Origin of the sequence: Rheinheimera sp. (genome assembly GCF_030690345.1) — a bacterium.
GTDB lineage: Bacteria > Pseudomonadota > Gammaproteobacteria > Enterobacterales > Alteromonadaceae > Alishewanella.
This window is the reverse complement of record NZ_JAUYGV010000006.1, coordinates 557563-577992: the sequence shown is the minus strand read 5'-3', so window position 1 is coordinate 577992 and position 20430 is coordinate 557563. Positions and strand designations below refer to the sequence as shown.

The 20430-nt window shown below is 52.0% G+C and carries 14 protein-coding genes; 7 read left to right on the top strand and 7 right to left on the bottom strand.

Annotated features, from left to right (window positions below; all coding sequences use genetic code 11):
* Positions 1 to 109: 109 nt before the first annotated feature.
* Positions 110 to 1135: a LacI family DNA-binding transcriptional regulator gene (locus Q8O77_RS07245; RefSeq protein WP_305552184.1), complete on the top strand. Its 1026-nt coding sequence runs from the start codon at positions 110 to 112 to the stop codon at positions 1133 to 1135.
* 45 nt (positions 1136 to 1180) lie between these two features.
* On the opposite strand, the gene Q8O77_RS07240 is transcribed toward Q8O77_RS07245, so the two are convergent.
* The gene (locus Q8O77_RS07240) at positions 1181 to 2779 is read right to left on the bottom strand and encodes an AbgT family transporter (protein ID WP_305552183.1); all 1599 of its coding nucleotides are present in this window, start codon (positions 2777 to 2779) and stop codon (positions 1181 to 1183) included.
* A gap of 369 nt (positions 2780 to 3148) precedes the next feature.
* On the opposite strand from Q8O77_RS07240, the gene Q8O77_RS07235 reads away from it, so the two are divergent.
* Together Q8O77_RS07235 and Q8O77_RS07230 are read left to right on the top strand one after the other, a co-directional pair.
* Positions 3149 to 3898 (top strand): 3-hydroxybutyrate dehydrogenase, encoded by a 750-nt coding sequence (locus Q8O77_RS07235; protein WP_305552182.1) that lies wholly within the window; start codon positions 3149 to 3151, stop codon positions 3896 to 3898.
* Between the two features lie 45 nt (positions 3899 to 3943).
* Positions 3944 to 7399, top strand: coding sequence for a PAS domain-containing hybrid sensor histidine kinase/response regulator (locus tag Q8O77_RS07230; RefSeq protein ID WP_305552181.1), 3456 nt, complete (start codon positions 3944 to 3946; stop codon positions 7397 to 7399).
* Positions 7400 to 7435: 36 nt separating this feature from the next.
* Here the strand turns inward: Q8O77_RS07230 and Q8O77_RS07225 are convergent, their stop codons facing one another.
* The 6 genes from Q8O77_RS07225 to Q8O77_RS07200 all read right to left on the bottom strand — a co-directional run bounded on the left by Q8O77_RS07225 (position 7436) and on the right by Q8O77_RS07200 (position 14592).
* Positions 7436 to 8050 carry a hypothetical protein gene (locus Q8O77_RS07225; RefSeq protein WP_305552180.1) on the bottom strand — a complete coding sequence of 205 codons (615 nt, stop codon included), beginning with the start codon at positions 8048 to 8050 and terminating at the stop codon, positions 7436 to 7438.
* A 33-nt stretch (positions 8051 to 8083) separates the two neighbouring features.
* Positions 8084 to 9916: a hypothetical protein gene (locus Q8O77_RS07220; protein WP_305552179.1), complete on the bottom strand. Its 1833-nt coding sequence runs from the start codon at positions 9914 to 9916 to the stop codon at positions 8084 to 8086.
* On the bottom strand, positions 9906 to 11000 hold the full coding sequence (locus tag Q8O77_RS07215) for a hypothetical protein (protein ID WP_305552178.1): 1095 nt from the start codon (positions 10998 to 11000) through the stop codon (positions 9906 to 9908). The genes Q8O77_RS07220 and Q8O77_RS07215 overlap by 11 nt, the downstream gene beginning before the upstream one ends.
* Before the next feature lie 3 nt (positions 11001 to 11003).
* Positions 11004 to 11357, bottom strand: coding sequence for a hypothetical protein (locus tag Q8O77_RS07210; RefSeq protein ID WP_305552177.1), 354 nt, complete (start codon positions 11355 to 11357; stop codon positions 11004 to 11006).
* A gap of 210 nt (positions 11358 to 11567) precedes the next feature.
* A complete protein-coding gene (locus Q8O77_RS07205) occupies positions 11568 to 12209 on the bottom strand; it encodes a response regulator transcription factor (protein ID WP_305552176.1) in 642 nt (213 codons plus the stop codon).
* Between the two features lie 67 nt (positions 12210 to 12276).
* The gene (locus tag Q8O77_RS07200; protein ID WP_305552175.1) at positions 12277 to 14592 is read right to left on the bottom strand and encodes a TonB-dependent receptor; all 2316 of its coding nucleotides are present in this window, start codon (positions 14590 to 14592) and stop codon (positions 12277 to 12279) included.
* A gap of 157 nt (positions 14593 to 14749) precedes the next feature.
* Between Q8O77_RS07200 and Q8O77_RS07195 the strand changes: the two genes are divergently transcribed.
* The 4 genes from Q8O77_RS07195 to Q8O77_RS07180 all read left to right on the top strand — a co-directional run bounded on the left by Q8O77_RS07195 (position 14750) and on the right by Q8O77_RS07180 (position 20425).
* The gene (locus Q8O77_RS07195) at positions 14750 to 16051 is read left to right on the top strand and encodes a GntP family permease (RefSeq protein WP_305552174.1); all 1302 of its coding nucleotides are present in this window, start codon (positions 14750 to 14752) and stop codon (positions 16049 to 16051) included.
* A 14-nt stretch (positions 16052 to 16065) separates the two neighbouring features.
* The gene (locus Q8O77_RS07190; RefSeq protein WP_305552173.1) at positions 16066 to 17223 is read left to right on the top strand and encodes a homoserine O-acetyltransferase; all 1158 of its coding nucleotides are present in this window, start codon (positions 16066 to 16068) and stop codon (positions 17221 to 17223) included.
* 181 nt (positions 17224 to 17404) lie between these two features.
* Complete coding sequence (locus Q8O77_RS07185; RefSeq protein ID WP_305552172.1) at positions 17405 to 19285, top strand: hypothetical protein; 1881 nt, start codon at positions 17405 to 17407, stop codon at positions 19283 to 19285.
* 141 nt (positions 19286 to 19426) lie between these two features.
* Positions 19427 to 20425 carry a PAS domain-containing protein gene (locus tag Q8O77_RS07180; RefSeq protein WP_305552171.1) on the top strand — a complete coding sequence of 333 codons (999 nt, stop codon included), beginning with the start codon at positions 19427 to 19429 and terminating at the stop codon, positions 20423 to 20425.
* Positions 20426 to 20430 lie beyond the last annotated feature (5 nt).

Sequence of the window (20430 nt, the reverse complement as noted above, 5' to 3'; positions counted from 1 at the left end):
GTTCAATTTGATCTAATTAATGACCAGCGCTGTCATATTTATACTATGACTTAATAAAGAACGCGCTATTATCGTCATATCAGCCATTTTCGGGGGCCCGGAAAACGCCATGAAAGTTACCATTAATGATGTAGCCCGCCACGCCGGCGTATCGATTAAAACGGTGTCCAGGGTAATGAATAATGAGCCGTCAGTGCGCAAGGATACCTGCGACAAGGTGATGGCGGCCATTAACGAGCTGCAATATCAGCCTAATGCTGCGGCACGTAATTTGGCCAGCAACCGCTCCTTCAGCATCGGCTATATCTACGACAACCCCAATGCCTACTATGTTATTGATATGCAGCGCGGTTTACTGGATGCTTGCCGCAAACACGGCTATGAACTGCTGATCCACCCGACTAATGCCAAATCACCGGGCATAGTGCAAGAAGTAATAGATTTAGTGCAGCAATCACGGCTGGCGGGGTTGGTACTGACGCCACCGTTTTCAGAAATGCCGCATATTGCCGAAGCACTGGAAAGTATAGGCGTGCATTTTGTGCGGATTATTTCCGGCTCAACACCCTCACCGAAACTGAGTAACTGTGTGTTAGTGGATGACTTTACTGCGGCATTTAAAATAACCACCCACTTGCTGGAACTGGGCCATAGCGACATCGCCTTTTTATGCGGTGATGAAGAACACAGCTCCAGTGGTGAGCGTTTAGCCGGTTACCAGGCCGCGTTGGCCAAACGTAATATTGCGCCAAATCCGAAATTTATTGTGCCCGGCAGCTATTCATTTGAATCCGGTGTGCAGGGTGCAAAACAGCTGATGGCGCTGAGTAAAAAGCCCACTGCTATTTTTGCCTGTAACGATGAAATTGCCGCCGGTGCGTTATTCAGTGCCCGCTTAATGAACATTGCTATTCCGCAGCAGTTGGCAATAGCCGGCTTTGAAAACAGCCCGTTTTCACGTCAAACCTGGCCGCCGCTAACTACCGCGCACCAACCTAACGTGACCATAGCGCAACAAGCGGCAGAGCTGTTATTCCGTCATACCAAACCGAATGCCAGTAAGACGCTGTCAGACAAGCAGCCGGTATTTATTCCCGAGCTGGTAGTGCGTGAGTCTACCGCTGTCAGTGAGTAATAAAAAACCGCACTTTCGTGCGGTTTTTTAGTGGCCTAAAAGAGCTTAACCACCAAACTGATAGTAAGTTGGTGAACCCGGCCCTACCGGCAAGCCCAGCACAAACACCCACACGTAAAACAGTAAGGTCCAACCCACAAAAAACACCATGGTATAAGGCAGCATGGTGGCAATCAGCGTGCCAATGCCTAAATCTTTCTTATAGCGTGCTGCCACCGCCAGAATTAAGCCAAAGTAGCTCATCATCGGCGTGATCAGGTTAGTTACCGAGTCACCAATACGGTAAGCTGCCTGAATCACCTCCGGCGAGTAACCCACAATCATCAGCATAGGCACAAAAATAGGCGCGAAAATAGCCCATTGCGCCGAAGCTGAACCCAGCGACAAGTTGACCAAAGCACACATACCGATAAAGAAGAAAAATAACCCCGGCCCGGTTAAGCCAATATCCTGCAGCAAAGTAGCTCCATTCACCGCCAAAATTGAGCCTAAATTAGACCAGCCAAAAAAAGCAACAAACTGGGCGGCAAAGAACACCAGTACTATATACAAGCCCATAGAGCTGATGCTTTTTGCCATCGCATTAATCACATCACGGTCGGTTTTCATCGTGCCGACAATGCGGCCATAGATATAACCCGGAATAGCAAAGGTGATAAAAATAAATACCACTATACCTTTTAAAAATGGCGAACCGGCAACCAACCCGGTTTCAGGATGCCGTAATGGCCCCCAATCCGGCACCACACTTAATGCCAGCAAAATACCCAGCGCCAGAAACGCCAGGCCGGCCGCTTTTAAGCCGCGCTTTTCCGTTGCGCTCAGTTTGTCTAACTGCGGTTTGCCTAAATCAACCGCCGCTTCACTGGCGTCGTATTTGCCCAATTTGGGCTCTACTATTTTCTCGGTAACAAAAGCCCCCAAACCAGCAATAAAAAACGTGCTGGCGATCATAAAGAACCAGTTCGCTTCCGGCCCGACGGTATAGTTAGGGTCTATTAAGTTAGCGGCAGACTGGGTAAAACCTGCCAGCAAAGGATCCACTGTGCCAATAAACAAGTTAGCGCTATAACCACCTGACACGCCGGCAAAAGCCGCCGCCAGGCCTGCCAAAGGGTGGCGGCCGAGCGAGTGGAAGATTACCGCCGCCATCGGGATCAATACCACGTATCCCAGCTCCGAAGCGGTGTTAGAAATAATACCGGCGAATACAATAGTCACAGTAACCATGCGCTTTGATGAGCCCATTACCAGGCCACGCATAGCGGCTGAAATCAGCCCGGAATGCTCGGCAATACTTACACCCAGCAAGGCCACCAACACCACGCCCAGTGGCGGAAAGCTGGTAAAGTTAGTGACCAGGTTAGACACGATGCGCTGCAGGCCATCGACACTAACCAAATTCACCACACGGATCACACCATCGGCGGCGCGGCCAGCCGTACCTTCCGGCCTGGGGTCTATGGCACTGACATCAAAGTAAGCAGCAATACCGCTGCCTAACACCACCGCCACAGCAAACATGGCAAACAAGGTTACCGGATGAGGTAATAAATTGCCCAACCACTCTACGGTATCAAGAAAACGGGTAAACCAGCCGCGTTTGCCGTCACCGGTAACAGAAGCATTGTCAGAAGCAGACATCGTTAATCCTTAAAATCAAAGCGCACCTGGCAATACTGCTGCGTACTGCACAAAGAAAACCACTGTTTTCAGGTACTTTAATCAAATTAAGTTGTATAGCCACCAGGTCAGTACTACTTAATGCAGTAAAAACGCATTGTGGCCGGCACTAATTTTGTAAACTGGAAGCGAATTTATCATAAGCACTGGGCCATACAAAGCGATACAGCGGATTTTGCGGTTACTGCACCGGTATCGGTTTGTTTTTGCCAATTTTATATTTTGCTCTGCTGTCACCTTTTACGCTGCTATAGCACTAAAGTAGCGTTGCTGCGCACAGCAACCGCTTCTAGCATGATAGCTATTACAGTGAATAACAGGATGAGTACTATGCAGGTTGTTATTACCGGCGGCAGCGGTGGAATAGGCTTTGCTATTGCCGGCCATTTTGCCGCACAGGGCCACAAGGTGGTGATTGCAGATTTACACCAAAACGCGATTGACGACAAAGTAGCACAACTGCAAGCGCAGGGCTTTACCGCCGCCGGCATAGTGCTGGATGTAACCGATGCGGCCTCCATTGCTAATTGCGCTGCGCTGTATCCGGCCGATGTGCTGGTAAACAATGCCGGTATTCAGCATGTGGCACGGCTGGAGGATTTTCCGCCAGAAAAGTGGCAGCAGTTAATCAATGTGATGCTGACCGGCCCGGCCATGCTTAGCCGCGCCATGCTACCGGGTATGCGCTCACGCAATTTTGGCCGCATTATTAATATCGGCTCTATTCATGCGCTGGTGGCATCGCCGTTCAAATCAGCTTATGTTGCCGCCAAGCATGGTTTGCTTGGTTTTAGTAAAGTAGTGGCGCTGGAAAATGCCGATATCAACTTCACTATTAATACAGTGTGCCCGGCCTACGTGAAAACACCGCTGGTAGAACAGCAAATTGCTGCCCAAGCCAAAGAGCATAACCTGACCGAGCAGCAGGTAACAGAGCAGATTATGCTGGCACCAATGCCGCAAAAAGCCTTTATCGGCGTCGATGAAATTGCTGCTACTACCGCATTTCTCTGCACTGACGCCGCGCGGCATATGACTGCGCAAACCCTGGTGCTGGACGGCGGTTGGACAGCCCGCTAGCCGCATGCAGAAAACTCAGGCACAATCAGGCGACTTAGCGAACAGATGACAGCGCCTGAGCTTATGATATTAAACGGCAGCAGCATTGGCCTTGGCACCATAGCTGCGCTTTCTCTTGTTTACCTGCTGATCCTGTTTAGTGTCGGCCATTTTGGCAAACGTATTAACAGCAAGCACCCGTTGGCGCCCTGGGTGTTCAGTTTCGCTTTGTCTATTTACTGCACTTCCTGGGCGTTTTACGGCGTTACTGCCCAGGCCGCGGTAAACGGCTGGTGGATGCCACCTACCTATATCGGTTCCTTTTTGCTGTTTTGGTTTGGCTTTAAACTGATCGCCCGCATCGCTATCGCCTGTCGCCGCTACCGCATTACCTCTATCGCCGACTTTATCGCCACCCGGTTTGGCCATTCGCGCGCACTGGCGGTTATTACCACCCTTATTCTGCTGATGTCGGTGATCCCCTATATCGCGCTGCAACTGCATGCGGTGTCTACCAGTATTAATACTTTGGTGAGCAGTGCGCCGGACCCACACTGGTATACCGATACCAGTTTGTACGTTACCTTGTGGATGGCGGTGTTTGCGCTGCTGTTTGTCAGTAAAAGTGCTAAAGCACACCAGCCTAACCCCGGCTTGATGACCGCCATCGCTTTTGAATCACTGGTAAAACTGTTGGCATTGCTGGCCATCAGCGCCTTTGTATTTTGGGGGTTGTATGACGGCATCGGCCAGATTTTCACCCTGGCCGCTACCCACCCGGCGGTGCAACAACTGCAGCAGGGCGCATTGCCGGCCCACACTTATTGGCTGCATGTGTTGCTGGGCTTTGCTGCTACCTTGTGTTTACCACGGCAGTTTCACGTTACCTTTGTTGAAAACCAGCACCTGGGCCATTTACGCAGTGCACGCTGGATTTTTCCGCTGTATTTATTGCTGATGGGCATGTTTACCCTGCCGCTGGCGCTGGCCGGTGTCATGCTGCTGGGCGCTGACGCCAATATCGATTTGGTGGTGTTGCAAATCCCGCTGGCAGCGCAGCGCACCGATATTGCTCTGCTGGCCTATTTGGGCGGTTTTTCAGCGGCAACCAGTATGGTGGTAGTGGCCACCGTAGTACTGGGCATTATGATCACCAACGAATTGCTGGCACCACTGGTGTACCGCACGCCGGCGCGTCGGGTCGACTCACCCAACCATATTAAAGTGTCTACTCTGCGCCGTATTGCCATGCTAACGGTAATGGCACTGGGCTATATTTATTACCGCTGGATTGGTACCGAAACCGGTCTCGCCCAGTTGGGCCTGATGGCCTTTGCGCTGGTGGCGCAGCTGGCGCCGGCGTTAATTCTCGGCTTACTCAGTCGCAATATTAACCGTCAGGGTGCTATTGCCGGCTTATGCGGTGGCGCCTTCGCCTGGGCGTATATTATTCTGCTGCCCGAGCTCAGCCGGGCCGGTTTAATCGGCAGCAGCTGGCTTAGCCAGGGCCCGTTTGGCTTTCGCCTGCTGGCACCGCAGCAATTGTTTGGTTTAAATGCCGATGTCATAAGCATTGGCGTCCTGGTTAGTCTGAGCCTGAATTGCCTGTTGGTGGTACTGGTAAGCCGCTTAAGTGCGACCCGTGTCGGCGAATGGCTGGAGAGCGGCCGCTTTTTGCGGTTGCAGGTTAACAGTCGTCACAGCCGGCCACTGAATTTGTCGGTGCAGGACTGTTACCTGCTGGTTAAGCGTTTTGCCGGTGAAAAAGAAGCCCGACGCCTGCTACAGCGCAATTTAAAAGAGCCGCACGAGCTGCAGCAACTGGCACCGGCCAATCTGTTGCAGGCCGCTGAACGCAGCTTAGCTGCAGTGGTCGGTGGCGCGTCGATGCGGCTGATCATGGACGCCAGTGGTAAACATGCCGCCCTGCCGCTGGAGTCTGTTGCCCGCTTTGTCGACGAAGCCAGCCAGGTATTTCAGTTTAACCAGGCCTTACTGCGTGCCACTATCGACAATATCAGCCAGGGTATCAGCGTAGTCGATGCCGATCTGCGCTTAATTGCGTGGAACCAGCGTTATATTGATATGTTCAGCTATCCGCCCGGCCTGGTCGAAGTGGGTAAACCGGTGGCGGATGTAATCCGCTTTAACCTGCAGCGCGGCCTGATAGACAGCGAAGATATTGAAGCTGAAATCCAAAAGCGCCTCAGCTACTTAAAGCAAGGCAGCGCCTATAAGTTTCAGCGTCGCCAGCAAGATGGCCGTGTGCTGGAAATGCAGGGCAACCCGCTGCCCGGTGGCGGTTTTGTTACCACCTACAGTGATGTCAGTGCCTTTATCGACACCCAGCAACAACTGGAACAGCGCGTAACCGAACGCACTCAGGCTCTGCAACAGCTAAACGAAAAGCTGCAACTGGCACAGCAGGAAATTGAAGCCAGCACCCGCGCCAAAACCCGGTTTTTTGCTGCCGCCAGCCACGATTTAATGCAGCCGTTTAATGCCGCCGCTTTATTCGCCGGCCTGCTGCGCGATAAACAGACCGAGCCGGCGTTAAAGCAGCTGAGCCAAAATGTGATCAACTCACTTAACTCGGCAGAAGAGTTGCTCGGAGCTATTCTCGAGCTCACCAAGCTGGATTCAGGCGTGATCAGCGCCCAACCGCAAGCAGTTGCCGTAAACATGGTGCTGGATGATATTGCTAAAGATGCAGCGGCGCTGGCCGCCGAAAAAGGCCTGGCGTTTCACTACCTGCCGGTAAAACTGGCCGTAATGACAGACCGAAAATTGCTTAAACGCGTGATCCAAAATCTGCTGGCCAATGCCATCCGCTATACCGACAGCGGCAAGGTAATATTAGGCGTAAAACGGCGCGGCACAGAGCTGCAAATTTGCGTTATCGACACCGGTGTCGGTATTGCCGCGCAAGACCAGCAACGTATTTTTGAAGAGTTCCAACAAGGCTCGCAGCCGGATCAAAAAGGCCTGGGCTTGGGCCTTGCTATTGCCAGACGCATCAGCGGTATTTTGCAGCATCGCCTCGCCGTGCATTCTGCAGCCGGCAAAGGCAGTTGCTTCAGCGTTACCCTGCCATTGGCGCAGCAGCCAGCCGCAACGGCACTAACACCGGTACCGGGCGCCATTAGCGCCAGCTTTGCGGCAAAACAGGTATTGCTGTTGGATAACGAACCACAACTGCGCGCTGCCGTAGCCGAGTTACTGCGTAGCTGGCAGATTGACGTTACCGCTGTTGGCCAACCGGCAGAAGCGTTACAGGCGCTGCAACAGGGCTTAAAGCCCGACTTACTGCTGTTTGATTATCATCTGGATAATGGCGCCACCGGCGTAGAGGTAGCCAATCAGCTGGCGGCGCATTTTGCGGTAAATGTGCCGGTGGTTATTCACTCGGCGGATCATAGTGAACACATTCGCGAAAACGCATTAAACGCCGGCTATTACTTTTTACTGAAGCCGTTAAAGCCAGCGGCGCTGAGAAAACTCTTCCAGCGCCTGCTGCGTTAACTATGCTACTGCGTAAGCTATGCCGGCACATTAAACTTAGCTGTTGCCTGTTAGCCTGAACCGCCGGCTCAGCGGTAACATTGCAGCCAGGGCAAACAGCCACAAGGTTGCCGGTGCCGGAACATCTGTTACCACACACTGGCCTTGCCCCACGCCGATACAAGCACCACGTGCTACCAGATCCAAACTGACCCCATCACGCCCGACTACATTAAGCGCAAAATCCGGGTCTGTGCCAAAGTTCACCAAACTAACGCCATCGGTCAGCGCCAGAAAACTGATTGAAAACAGCCTTACCGGCTCGGTCTGTTTTAGCGCCAGCTCCGCATCGGTCAGAAACGACACCAGAAAACTGCTTATTTCCCCACCGGTAATAGTGGCATCATATATAGCATCCAATATCGGATCTTCAGTAAAGTTTGCCAGATCAAAAAACACATCCGTCGCCTGCAAAATGTTGTTGTCGAACAGCAAATTCAAATCCCAACCTGAGACAATTTCTCCGGCCAGACCGGACACAAACACATCCAGCGACAGCGTATCAGCCACGGCCACCTGTTGCTGGGCCGGTGACAGGTAAATCATTGCTGCTTTTGCCGGCACAGCGGCCAATAACAATGCCAACAAAACAGACATCAGAAACTTACTCATAACAGTATCCTTCTATTTATGTTAAAACCCGGTTTAAGGTGCAATGGCGCAGCGGGGTAAGCTGCATTTCAACGCACATAACCGGGTATCATTTACCGTGATTTTGCCATCACCGTTCTGATCCCTGACATCGCCGGGCAACGGAGTCTGACCTATGCCCGCACGCACCAGCGATACGTCTGCAGAGTCGGTGGCGCCATTGCCATCAACGTCACAACCGGCATCAACCGCACTAATGGTCAGATCAAACAGTACCGGCGTGTCACCCTGTTCATTGCCGTTAAGCCGGCTTTGCACCTGAATAAAGCGGCCACTACCTGTCAATGTATCGCCCTTAGCCGTCGCCTGATAGCTCGCCAGCGCCAGACCGGCTTCGGTTTCTGCTGTACGGTACGACACCTGAACTGCAGTATCGGGCGGTGTCAGATCATTCCAGTTGATATTGTCCCAGGCTGTACCACTGCTGCCACTGTCATACACTACAGTCCAGGTACCGGTAGGGTTGGTAACATTGCGCGCCACCAGCCCGGTAGCATCACTGTAGGTGTAAGGCATATTGCCCACCGGGAATACACCGAGTGGCGCGCCGTCAGTGCCACGGTATTTTTGAATGCGGCCGGCGCTGGTAAAGCCGATTTGCAGTACGTCATTATTGGCATCAACCTGGATACCAACTGAGCTGCTACCGCCGGCCTGCAGCGGTGCCTGCCATTGCAAAGTGCCATCCGGCGCGACTTTACGCACTGTGGCACTGCCGGCAATAATATTGCCACTGCCGTCAACTACGATACCGGAACTGCCAACCGTCATATTGGTAATGGCAGAATAGGTATTAGTAGCGGGATCAAACTGCTGGTTAGAGCTGCCCAGATACACACGGCCATTACCTAAACCTATACCGTAGTTAAAACCGGAGGAAAAAGACGCCACCGTATAAGGGCCGGTATCACTTTGGGTGTTGGTAATTTTGCCGAGGATGCCTGACAACGACGCGCTCCACAAAGTGCCGTTGGCATCAATCAGGCAACCATAAGGCGTCCAGGAGCCGGCATTAGGCTGGCCGGCGCCGGGCGCTGTCGACACCGGCCCGGTAATGGTGGCGCCATCAGCTGAGCTGATTTTGTAGTAGGTTCTGTCATTAAACAGTCCCACCCAAAGGTTGCCGTCAGTACCGATACACATGGCACGCCCCAGCACACCGGTGGGCCGCAGCGGTGCAGCAACCCCGTCAGGTACCCGCTTTACCCAGGCAATACGCTCATCCTGAATTTCAGCGTCATCGATGATGCCGTTGCCATTGCTGTCAGCCAGCGGCAGCATTTCACTGCTGTCGATAATGCCGTCATCATTGCTATCCTGCGAGGTGTCCATTACGCCATTACCATTGCGGTCAATAAAACCTTCGGCCAGAATTTTCAGCACCACACCGGCGCTGGAGACACCCTGGCTAAAATGCCGGTTCAGCACATAGGCATTACCATTAATATCAACCGCAGTGCGCGAAGGTGCAGCACCGTCATAAGCATTGCCCAGGTGATTATAAAAGCCGGCCTGCCCCGCCGGGCCAAACCAGGTGCGGTACCTCGCAACCTCTTTATTCAAATTTGTATCGAACTTAGACACTGTGTCTTCACCGGCGTTAGCAATCCAGGCTACCGGGAAAGTCGTACCCACAGCATTAAGCTGCAGCTGATCACTGTTGGGCGCATCGTAGTTCACACCATCGAGCAAACCCAGCGCAAAGTCCGCATCCAGGGTATAGGTTTTATCTGCCGCCAGTGCTGTATTGCTGTAACAACAGAATGCCGCAATTATCAGTTGGCAAAACAGGCCCTTTTTAAGGGGGCTGATAGGTTCAGTTCTCATACGACAGGTCTCCTTGTGTTACCGATACCGCAGTTTGCAAAGCACGTACTGCTGCAGGCTGAGGCACCTGGTCCATATCATGCGATTGGTTGTCAGTGATCCGCATCGCCTGTTGCGACGCCAAATCGTAGGCAAAAATTTGTGCGGTACCGCTGCGCAAACTGGTAAAAATAATGCGTTGACCATCTGCCGCCCAATGCGGATTAAAATCCTCATGCGGGTGCCGGCTCAGGTTAGTTACTGCTGAACCATCGGCATTCATCAGGAAAATATCCATCCGCGTTAACCCCGGGTCGTCGCGGCTGCTGGCAAACACCAACCGGCGGCCATCAGCAGACCAACGCGGTGTTTCGTAGGCTGCAGGTGTATCGGCGGTTAAATTGACTGACTCGCCGCTTTGTAAATCGGTGCGGATCAGCGCCAGGTGGCCGCGCATATCAGCCACATACACCACATAACGGCCATCCGGTGAAATAGCCGGGTGCGCTTTATGCCGCTTTGACACCTGCTGGCTGATATTTTTCAGCCCGCTGCCATCACGCTGCACTACCCAGACATCGGCTTTACCCGCGTCATTAGCACCTAAAAAAGCCAATTGTTTACCGTCTGCCGACCAGACCGGCGCATCCGGGCCTTTTTCCAGCGCATTGCCACCGATCACCGTAAGCGCCGCATCAGACAACCGCACTATATGCAGATCAACCCCGGCTTTGCTGTTATCCCGCGCCAGAAAAGCTATGGCCGTGCCATCCGGCGACCAGGACGGTGCCGTTTGCCACAGTGTGCTGTAGTTAAGCCGGCGCAGGTTTTGTCCATCCGCGCCAATCAGATAAATAGCCGACTGGCCGTCACGTACCGAACTGAATGCCAAAGTGCTGCCATCGGCAGACCAAGCCGGCTGAGTGTTGACAGAGTTACCGCTGGTCAGCGCTTGTTGCTGCTCGCCACGGGTAACGTAAATGTGCGCATTACCGTCGCGGATTGACACAAACGCCAGCTCCGGCTTTGGTCCGCCAGCAACAGCTGCACAACAGCATAGCGTCAACACCAGCGTAATCAGGCCGGCATCTTGATAAAATGACATAGCCTAACCTCCTGCCGGGTGCACCATCACTACTGACGTCGCGACCAGCCTGTTACGGCTGTCACGTACCTGTAGCTGGTATGTTCCGGCGTTGCCGGTAACCAGTTGATACGACAAACTTCCATCACTGCCGGCAGTAACCACCTCCTGGCTGCTGCGCTTACCCACCAGCGTTTTCACCGTGAAGGTGGCTCCGGCAGTAAAGTGCTTACCGCTAAGCGTTACCATATCACCGGCAACAGCTTGCGATGGCCCGGACAACACAGCTTTGGGCGCAGCAATTGCTAAGGTACTGAATAACAACATAAGACTGAGTATGGCGGCGCCAGCGCGCCGGATTAAATAAGGGTTGTTCATTGCCAGCTTCTCCTTTGCTATCAAGCAGAAACCCACATCACACCTAAATATGCAGGGAATATAACAACCATGCGCAGTGCATAGTACAAGCCAACATTAGAACATGCTGTTTTAATTGAAGTTAAATTAGAAAAACCAGGCAAAGCGGGAGATGAATGTAAAATGGCCTGACGTTTAAGGCTGCATACCCTGCGTCATCAGGCAACAACGCTACTGTGGCAGCCGGAGTTTTTCAAACAAAATACCGGCTAAGGTACGGTTATTCACATTGAGTTTGCGCAAGATCGCCGACACATGCTGCTTGATGGTGGTTTCCTGCACTTTCATCTCGTAAGCAATTTGCTTATTTAACAGGCCATCGGCAATCATTTTTAATACGCGAAACTGCTGCGGTGTCAGTTGCTCCAACCGGCCGGCAAAATCGTCGTCAATCAACGCCTTAGCGTTACGCACATCAGCTTCCAGCGCCGGCGGTAACCAGCTGTCACCGTTTAATACCGCCGCGATCGCCTCCGATAACAGCTCCAACGGGGCCGATTTCGGTATATAAGCCGCCGCGCCCAATGTCAGCGCTTGTTTGATAATGACCGGGTCTTCTTCAGCCGACACCATAATTACCGGCACGTCGGGATACTCGGTGCGCAGGGCACTGAGGCCGGTAAAGCCATCACTGCCGGGCATGCGTAAATCGAGGAAAATAAAGTTGGTATCAGGGTGTTGGCGCAGCAAAGGCCACAATTGTTGCATACTCTGCGCTTGCAGCAATAAGGCATCACTGCCAAGAATATTGGCACAGGCCTGAGACAATGCTACGCGAAACAGCGGGTGGTCGTCAGCAATTAAAGCAATCATAAATCCGGTTCTGAGCCTTTTGGCCCATAATGTACCGGGGCTTGCGCCCCGGCAAGTGTTTTATTAATCAGAAACGGTAACCAACACTCAGGCTTACGGTACGTGGCGCACCATAATAGCCTATCAGAGTATTGTCGCCGCCCAGGCCCGGAATAAACTGACCGGGGTTAGCCGGGTCCGGCGCGATAAAGGCATAGTTACCCACCAGGTACTCTTCATCGGTCAGGTTTTTACCGTGCAACGCGATACTCCAATGGCCGTCATTACTTAGCCAAGTTACACCGAGGTTCAGCAGACCATAGCCGTCCTGCGTCAACAGATTGCTTTGCTCTGTCAAATCGTAACTACTGCGATAATTGTAGTTACCATTTAATATCACATCGCCGCTGTCAAAAACCATATTGTAGCTAAAGCCAATATTGGCAGTGGTTTCTGGTGTGTTCGTGATTGTAAAACCATCTGAAATATCAATAACATTGCCTACAGCATCACGACTTTCAACCTCTTTAAAGGAAGCGTCAATCAGACCTAAGTTACCGTAAATCTCCAGTTCGCGGCTGGCTTTCCAGGTTACCTCGAGTTCAAGGCCGGTAGCGTCCGAGCGGCCAACGTTGCCCAGTCGTTGGTTTAACGCAGTGGCATCGTTTTCATCCGGAATAATCGAAATATACTGCCTGTCTTTATGATCCAACATAAACAAGGTGGCATTAACACGTAAACGGTCGTTCCAATCGCTCTTGATACCCACTTCAAATGAATCAACATTCTCCGGATCTGCAGCCTCTTCAGGAGTTGTCGCACGTGGGTTAAAAGTACCGGACTTAAAGCCCTGGCTATAGCTGGCAAATACCATTAAATCACTTGAGTGCTGATATTCAACACCAAGCTTTGGCGTCACTTTAGACCAACTTTCGCTGTCATCCAGCACCACCGGTGTGGTTAAGCCATCCGGCCGCACATAGCCCGGCACCCAGCCGGACTCCGGATACACAATGTCAAAAATTAAGCCGTTGCGCACCACCGCATCTTTTTCATCTTTGGTGTAACGTAAACCTGCAGTAACTGACCATTTGTCGTCAATATCGTAGCTACCCTGGGCATACAGCGCCGTACTGTCGCCGTTACTGCAGCCGCCAACTTCACGGGTTAAACCCGGAGCGCCAAGTGACTGACCCAGTACACCCAATATGGCATCAAACACACCGCACGAATCTGCTGTGTAGTAGTAGGCGCCCGATACCATTTTAAAGCCGTCGGTTTGGTAATTTAGCTGGAATTCCTGGGTAAACTGCTCGTCATCGTAAATAGCCGGTACATCAAAGATTTGCAACGAAGTATTATCAAAATCGATATTGGTTGGCGAGTAACTTTCGCGCTGAGAGGTAATAGATTTAAACGTCCAGTTATCGTTAATGTCCCAGTTAGCCGTCAGGCTTAAACCTTCGGTTTCTACTTTATTCCACGTCGGTAAACTGGTGTAGGAATCAAACACACTGTCCGGCACCGGCGCATCAGTTAATAAGCTGGGTAATAAACGATAGCCGCCTTTGGCGTTAGATTTATCATCTGTTTTATCGTAGTTCAGCCGGAAAAATAAATCGTCGGAGGGGCGGTATTCCAACGTCAGACGAAAAGCCTGCATATCTTTGTTGTAGTTTTCACCATCCTGACCGCTCAGGGCTGATGTCAGAAATTTACCGTAGCCATCGCGTTGCAGGTTGGCATAACCAAACCCCAGATACAGCTGGTTATCGATCAACGGGATCTGACCGGTGGCTTTAATATCCCCCTGTTTATAGGAGCCCGCTGTCAGGTTTACCGCAAACTCAGTGTCACCGCTCATTTCTTTGGTAACGTATTTAACCGCGCCACCTATAGTATTTTTACCATACAGCGTGCCTTGCGGACCACGCAGTACTTCTATCCGCTCGACATTCAGGATGTCCAGTACTGCGCCTTGTGGCCGCGCTACATATACATCATCAATATAAATACCCACACCCGGCTCATAACCCCATAACGGATCTTCCTGACCCACACCACGGATAAAGGCGGTCAGCGTTGAGTTAGTGCCACGGCTTTGCTGCAAGGTGGTATTGGGCGAAAACTGCTGAATTTCCACTACGGTTGAAATACCACGCTCGGCAAGATCGGCAGCACCAATTGAGGTTACGGCTACCGGTACTTCCTGCAGGTTTTCAATGGTACGGCGGGCGGTTACTTCAATCCGTTCCAGTTTTACGTCGGCTTCGGCGTCTTTGGCTTGTTCCTGCGCCAGCGCAGAACCGGCAAAACAGCTGCTGATGGCCAATGCGATAAGGCTGGGTTTAAGTAGGCTACGGCTAAACTTGTGCTGTGTATCACTATTATAGTTATGGGCCATCTTGGCTCTCCTGCTGTTTGATGTCACATCATCTTGTCTTTATTGGTATGGCTTTACTGTAGGCGCAAACGCAGAATTTTTAACCTGTACCTTAGTACTATGGTGATGCCCGCTGTCCTGTATCAGACTAAACGAAAATGAGAATAAGGATAACAAGATGTTGAGTCTTCTCGGGTTGCTGCTTGGGCTGGGTCTGTTAATCGTACTGACCATGCGCGGTTTTAATCTGTTTATCACAGCACCGCTGTGTGCGCTGCTGGTGGCAGTAACTAACGGCATTCCGTTTTGGCAACTGGCCGATAAAGCTGATTTTGTGCATGGCTATATGTCTGGTTTTGCCGGCTTTGTCGCCGCCTGGTTTCTAATGTTTTTGCTCGGCTCTATCTTCGGCAAACTGATGGAACATACCGGTGCCGCCGATGCAGTGGCATTGGCCATTGTAAAACGCTTAGGCCATACCCGCGCCGTGCTGGCTATCGTGCTGGCCTGTGCTGTTCTTACCTATGGCGGCGTTAGTTTATTCGTGGTGGCGTTTTCGGCTTATCCAATGGCCGTCAGCTTATTTAAAGGCGCCAACCTGCCTCGGCGCTTTATTCCGGCTACGCTGGCGCTGGGCTCAGTGACCTTTACCATGACCTCAGCAGGCTCACCGGAAATACAAAACTGGATCCCTATTCCGTATTTAGGCACTACGCCTTACGCCGGTTGGCAGGTTAGTATCATAGTGGCGCTGTTTATGGCCGTGGGCGGCTATTTTGCCCTGATGTGGATGATTAAATCAGCCACTAAAAAAGGTGAGCAGTTTGCTGCCCGCAGCAGCGATCCGGTGTTAACCGACAAACCCTTGCCGCACTGGCTTACCGGCCTGCTGCCGTTGTTAGTGGTATTGGTTACCTCGTTCTTACTGCATGACAGCCTGCAGCAGGCAGCACTGATTATTGCACTGTCCGGTGGTGTTATCAGCTTGTATTTACTCAACTTCCGTTTCTTGCATAACCCTGCAGCGGCCACCAATGAAGGCGTGCTGGGCGCGCTGTTAGCCATTGGTAATACTGCCGCTGTGGTCGGCTTTGGTGCGGTAGCCAAGCTGACCCCCGCTTTTGCCAGCGTGGTCGACTATATGACCCATCTGCCCGGGCCGGAGCTGGTGGGCGCCGCAGTGGCAGTAAGCGCCATTGCCGGTTTAACCGGCTCGGCTTCAGGCGGCCAGGTTATTGCCTTACCGGAAATTGCGCCGCATTATCTGGACCGCGGCGTCGACCCGGAGCAGCTGCACCGCGTGGTAGCCATTTCCTCCGGCGCACTGGATTCTCTGCCGCATAATGGCTATGTGGTTACCACCATTCGTGCTATTTGTGGTGAAACGCACCAGAACGCCTATTGGCCGGTAGCGGTGGTTAGCGTGTTAATGCCGGTGCTCGGCACTATATTGGCGATAGCGCTGTTCCAGTGGTTTTAACCGGAGGTAACACCATGTTTATCAAGCTGATCCTGCTTTGCTGCGTTATCGTATCCGGCGCCGCCCAGGCGATGTTAGTGCAAAAACAACGCTTTACGCTGGATAATTTCAGTACTGAGAACGGCCAAACTATTGCTCAGGTAGCGGTTGGCTGGGAAGCCTACGGCACCCTTAACGCCGATAAATCCAATGTCATTTTAATCACACATTATTTTTCCGGCTCCAGCCACGCTGCCGGCAAATACCATACAGATGACACTGCGCCCGGCTATTGGGATGCCATTATTGGCCCGGGCAAAGCCATCGACACCAACAAGTTTTATGTGCTCAGCAGCGACACCCTGGTTAATGCCAATGCGTTTGATAAAAATGTTATCACCACCGGCCCGGCTACCGTTAACCCGGCTACCGGCAAACCCTACGGTTTAAGCTTTCCGGTGGTGACTATCGGCGACTTTGTTGAACTGCAAAAAGCCCTGCTCGACAGCCTCGGCATCAGCAAACTGTATGCGGTAATTGGTCCGTCAATGGGCTCGTTTCAGGCCATTGAGTGGGCGGTGCGCTATCCCGATGCCGTACAGCGCTTAATCCCGGTGATCGGCAGTGCTTATATCGACACTTACAGCGCAGTGAAACTGCAGCGTTGGGCCTACCCTATTTTGCAAGACCCCGCCTGGCATAACGGCAACTACTACAACAAAGGCCAACCGCTGCAGGGATTAAGCACAGCGCTGGCCTATATTACCCAGGATGCGTTGCATCCGGATGGTTTTAATCCGCGTTACAGCGCCATGAGCACAGATAACAGCTTGCATCACAGCATAACCGCGCTGCCACAGGCGTGGCAGCAACTGCTGCAACATGCCCAAACGCGCGCCACCTACCAGGATGCCAACCATATTTTGTATCTGGTGCGGGCCTCACAGTTGTGGCGCGCCGGCATGGGCGACAACTGGCAACAAGCCCTTAGCCGGGTAAAGGCCAAAACACTGTTTTTACCGGCCAGCGGCGATTTACTGCTGCCACCGGCCTTAAGCCAACACAGCGCAACCGTGATGACAGCCGCCGGCAATGCGCCGCAGTATGCCGAAATTCCGGGCAGTTGGGGCCACCTCGACGGCGTGGTAGGCATAAGCGCTGTTGCGCAACAAATCGAAGCCTTTCTTAACTAGCTTACGCCGGCATTTTCCTGGTGGGCGCTGCAGCTATTGGGCGCCCTTTTTCCCCGCCGGATAATTTATTCGCCAACCGCCATATTTTCCGCTAAAACTATCCGGCTGAGCATTGCAAAACGGCTATAGTCAGGCAAGATAGCTGCGTTTTTAATAATCTGATTTATAAAAGGAAGTCACCATGGCGTATGATTATGGTAGTGAGTCGTTAGGGATCCGTAACCCGTTTAAAGCCGAAGGCTTGCTGCGGGCTATACGTGGCTTAATTGTAAGCTTGCTGGGTATTTACCCGCTGCTACAGGTGGTTAGCCTGGTACAGCAGGATAAACCCCTGGCCTGGATTTACGCCGCGGTGGGTTTTGTGTTGCTGGCCGGTGGTTTACGGGCGCTGGGCAGCGGTATTTTTCAAATGCTGCGCTTCTTTGTCGGCCGCAGTGTGCCTACCTCACTGGCGCCGAATTATAGCAAGTCTGAGCGCGAAACCGCCAAACTGGAACAGCCGCACTATAAAAGCATTGATCTGGAAGAAATGCTGATGGGCCGCAAAAATAAAACCTTTGTTGAACCGGACGGTTTTATTTCCCGCTTAGTGCATACCTTAGTACCCAAGCTGATCTTCCTGCCGTACCCGCTGCGCAACCTGGCGCAACGTTTTGCCGGCGCCTTAATTGCCACGGTGGTTGCGCTGGTAGCTTATGCGCTAACCGCTTTTGTTTGTTTAACCGGGCTGGCCGGTGACACCGGTGATATTCTGCTGCCGTTTTTCTCTTTTGTGCTGGTGGTGTATTTAATACTAAGCTGGCGCGGCGCCAGTACGGTGTTTCGTCAGGCAGAAAAAAGCATTGAAACCCAGGGCAACCTGAAACTGGCAAAAATTATGGCCTTTGCCATTCTGGCGCCGGTGCTGCTGGGGTTAGCCATTAATTACTTACTGCAACAGCGCGATATACAAAATTTTGTCAGCGAACTGCAAAACTCAGAGTTACACAGCTTTGCCGTGGTGCCGCAATTACTGCTGGTGCTGCTGTTTGCGGCGGTCAGCGGCAGCTTTATCTTTTTGTTGTTAAAGCAGCGCACCGCTAAGGTACAGGCACAAACCAAAGTATCGGAGTACCGCGCCAACTGGCAGGAAAATATTCACCCGCGCGAGCTGTTTGTTAATATCGACAATATTGTAATGGCCAACCGCCGTTACAAGGAAATCCCCAACCGGGTATACCGCGAATTAACGCCTAACCTGAACGAGCAATCGGAAAGCAAAGGCGATTTCAGCGGTGAAGTGATGATTGAAACCCAGCCGGCCTATGCGCCGCTGGAACACACAGCGCTGTTTAAACAGCTGCGCTTGTGGGCCACCGTTGCCGGCCAGATCCTGCTGTTAATCGGTCCCTTTATTCTGTTTTATTTACTGTTCGAAGCCCAAACAGTACTGGCGTTGGTGCGTGAATACACTGCACTGGCGCGGCCCACTGACGCGCTAACCCAAAGCTTTGTGGTTAACCTGTTTAATGAAAGCCAGTTTATGTTAAGCCTGATTTTCAGCTGGTTAATTTGCCACAGCTTTGGCCGCCTGCTGGAAAACTACAGCCACACCTTCTGGGCCGAGCTGAATTTTGATTCGTTACTGGTGTACTTAAAATGCGAAGGCACTTACACCCAAAGTAAACTGACTACCGGTAAAGGTATTTACGATTCCACCTCGTCAGAGAACTATGTGATGCGCTCCTCACTTACGCCGTGGATCATCAGCTCGCGCATTATGAGCAGCACCTTTGCCGACAGCGGCGCGAAAAACGTTGAGCACCCGCGGCATATTCTGGAAATGCAGGATAACCCACAAGAAATGCAGGCAATATTGGACGATATTCAAAGCTTTTTATCTCAGCGTGAAACCATTGCCAATATTAAAAACCAGCAGGATTTATCCAACACCGAGCAAATTTACCAGATTAACCAGCAGTCGCGCGCCATGCCGGTCAACAATGATCAGGCCACTCTCGCCAGCCCTCAGCAAGACGCTGAAGCCAGCACCAGCCTACCGCCGGAACAGCCGAAAGATTAAACCGGCAACCGTTAATCACCTTGTGCCGCTAACACGGTACAAGGTGACCGGCAGCCAAATTTGGCAAAACAGCGTTAGCGGTGAGTAACGCTTTGGCTTACACTTTAAGCCTTGTCGTTACTGTTTTGATGAGCACTTTCTATGCAAACCCCTGCTATTCCTGATAACGAAATAGAACGATTACAATCACTTATCGATTCCGGTTTGTTGGACAACGATATTGATACAGATTTCGACCGCTTCACCCGGCTGGCGCAGGCGTTATTTGGCTGCAAAATCTCGCTGTTGTCACTGGTCGATGAGAAGCGGCAATGGTTTAAATCACGCCTCGGTATTACCGCAACAGAAACGCCGCGCGATGTGTCGTTTTGTGCGCATGCGGTATTTAATGATCAGTTGCTGTATATACCGGACGCCAGCGCCGACCAACGCTTTGCCGATAATCCGTTAGTTACCGGTGCCCCTGCTATCCGCTTGTATGCCGGAGTACCGCTGCACTCTGTCGATGGTTTGCCGCTGGGTACCTTGTGCATTATTGATGACATCCCCCGCGAATTAAATGCGCTGCAGCTTACACTGTTGCAGGATTTAGCAGCGTTGGCGGAAACAGAAATTGCCCGCAGCACCTTAGCCAGGCAAGCGGCACAATTACAGCGTGACAAAAAACTGGTAGAGCAGCACCGGCAACGCCTGACGGGCTTTATCGAAAGCTCACGCCTGGCAACCTGGGAATGGAATGTGCAAACCGGCGATGCCATTTTTAATGAACGCTGGGCCCAAATGCTGGGCTACGATTTATATGACTTACTGCCGTTAAGTGTCGACACCTGGCTGAAACTGGTACACCCGACAGATAAAGCACAGTCTGAACGCTTATTGCAACGCCATTTCGACGGCGAAATACCCTTTTATGAGCTGGAATGCCGCATGCAGCATAAAGACGGCCATTGGGTGTGGATCCTAACCCAGGGCAAAGTGATCAGCCGCACCGAACAAGGGCAGCCCAGGCTGATGGCCGGTACCCACCAGGATATCAGCGAGCGTAAAGCCAGCGAACAAGCCATCACTGAAGCCTACAGTCTACTGCAACGGGTATGCCGCAATGCCGGGTTGGATATCAGCGGGCACGATAAGCGCTAACCATA

Excerpts from the sequence above, each read along its gene's own strand:
- Q8O77_RS07245 (WP_305552184.1), top strand. The coding sequence starts at position 110 with ATGAAAGTTACCATTAATGATGTAGCCCGCCACGCCGGCGTATCGATT.
- Q8O77_RS07240 (WP_305552183.1), bottom strand. The coding sequence starts at position 2,779 with ATGTCTGCTTCTGACAATGCTTCTGTTACCGGTGACGGCAAACGCGGC.
- Q8O77_RS07235 (WP_305552182.1), top strand. The coding sequence starts at position 3,149 with ATGCAGGTTGTTATTACCGGCGGCAGCGGTGGAATAGGCTTTGCTATT.
- Q8O77_RS07230 (WP_305552181.1), top strand. The coding sequence starts at position 3,944 with ATGACAGCGCCTGAGCTTATGATATTAAACGGCAGCAGCATTGGCCTT.
- Q8O77_RS07225 (WP_305552180.1), bottom strand. The coding sequence starts at position 8,050 with ATGAGTAAGTTTCTGATGTCTGTTTTGTTGGCATTGTTATTGGCCGCT.
- Q8O77_RS07220 (WP_305552179.1), bottom strand. The coding sequence starts at position 9,916 with ATGAGAACTGAACCTATCAGCCCCCTTAAAAAGGGCCTGTTTTGCCAA.
- Q8O77_RS07215 (WP_305552178.1), bottom strand. The coding sequence starts at position 11,000 with ATGTCATTTTATCAAGATGCCGGCCTGATTACGCTGGTGTTGACGCTA.
- Q8O77_RS07210 (WP_305552177.1), bottom strand. The coding sequence starts at position 11,357 with ATGAACAACCCTTATTTAATCCGGCGCGCTGGCGCCGCCATACTCAGT.
- Q8O77_RS07205 (WP_305552176.1), bottom strand. The coding sequence starts at position 12,209 with ATGATTGCTTTAATTGCTGACGACCACCCGCTGTTTCGCGTAGCATTG.
- Q8O77_RS07200 (WP_305552175.1), bottom strand. The coding sequence starts at position 14,592 with ATGGCCCATAACTATAATAGTGATACACAGCACAAGTTTAGCCGTAGC.
- Q8O77_RS07195 (WP_305552174.1), top strand. The coding sequence starts at position 14,750 with ATGTTGAGTCTTCTCGGGTTGCTGCTTGGGCTGGGTCTGTTAATCGTA.
- Q8O77_RS07190 (WP_305552173.1), top strand. The coding sequence starts at position 16,066 with ATGTTTATCAAGCTGATCCTGCTTTGCTGCGTTATCGTATCCGGCGCC.
- Q8O77_RS07185 (WP_305552172.1), top strand. The coding sequence starts at position 17,405 with ATGGCGTATGATTATGGTAGTGAGTCGTTAGGGATCCGTAACCCGTTT.
- Q8O77_RS07180 (WP_305552171.1), top strand. The coding sequence starts at position 19,427 with ATGCAAACCCCTGCTATTCCTGATAACGAAATAGAACGATTACAATCA.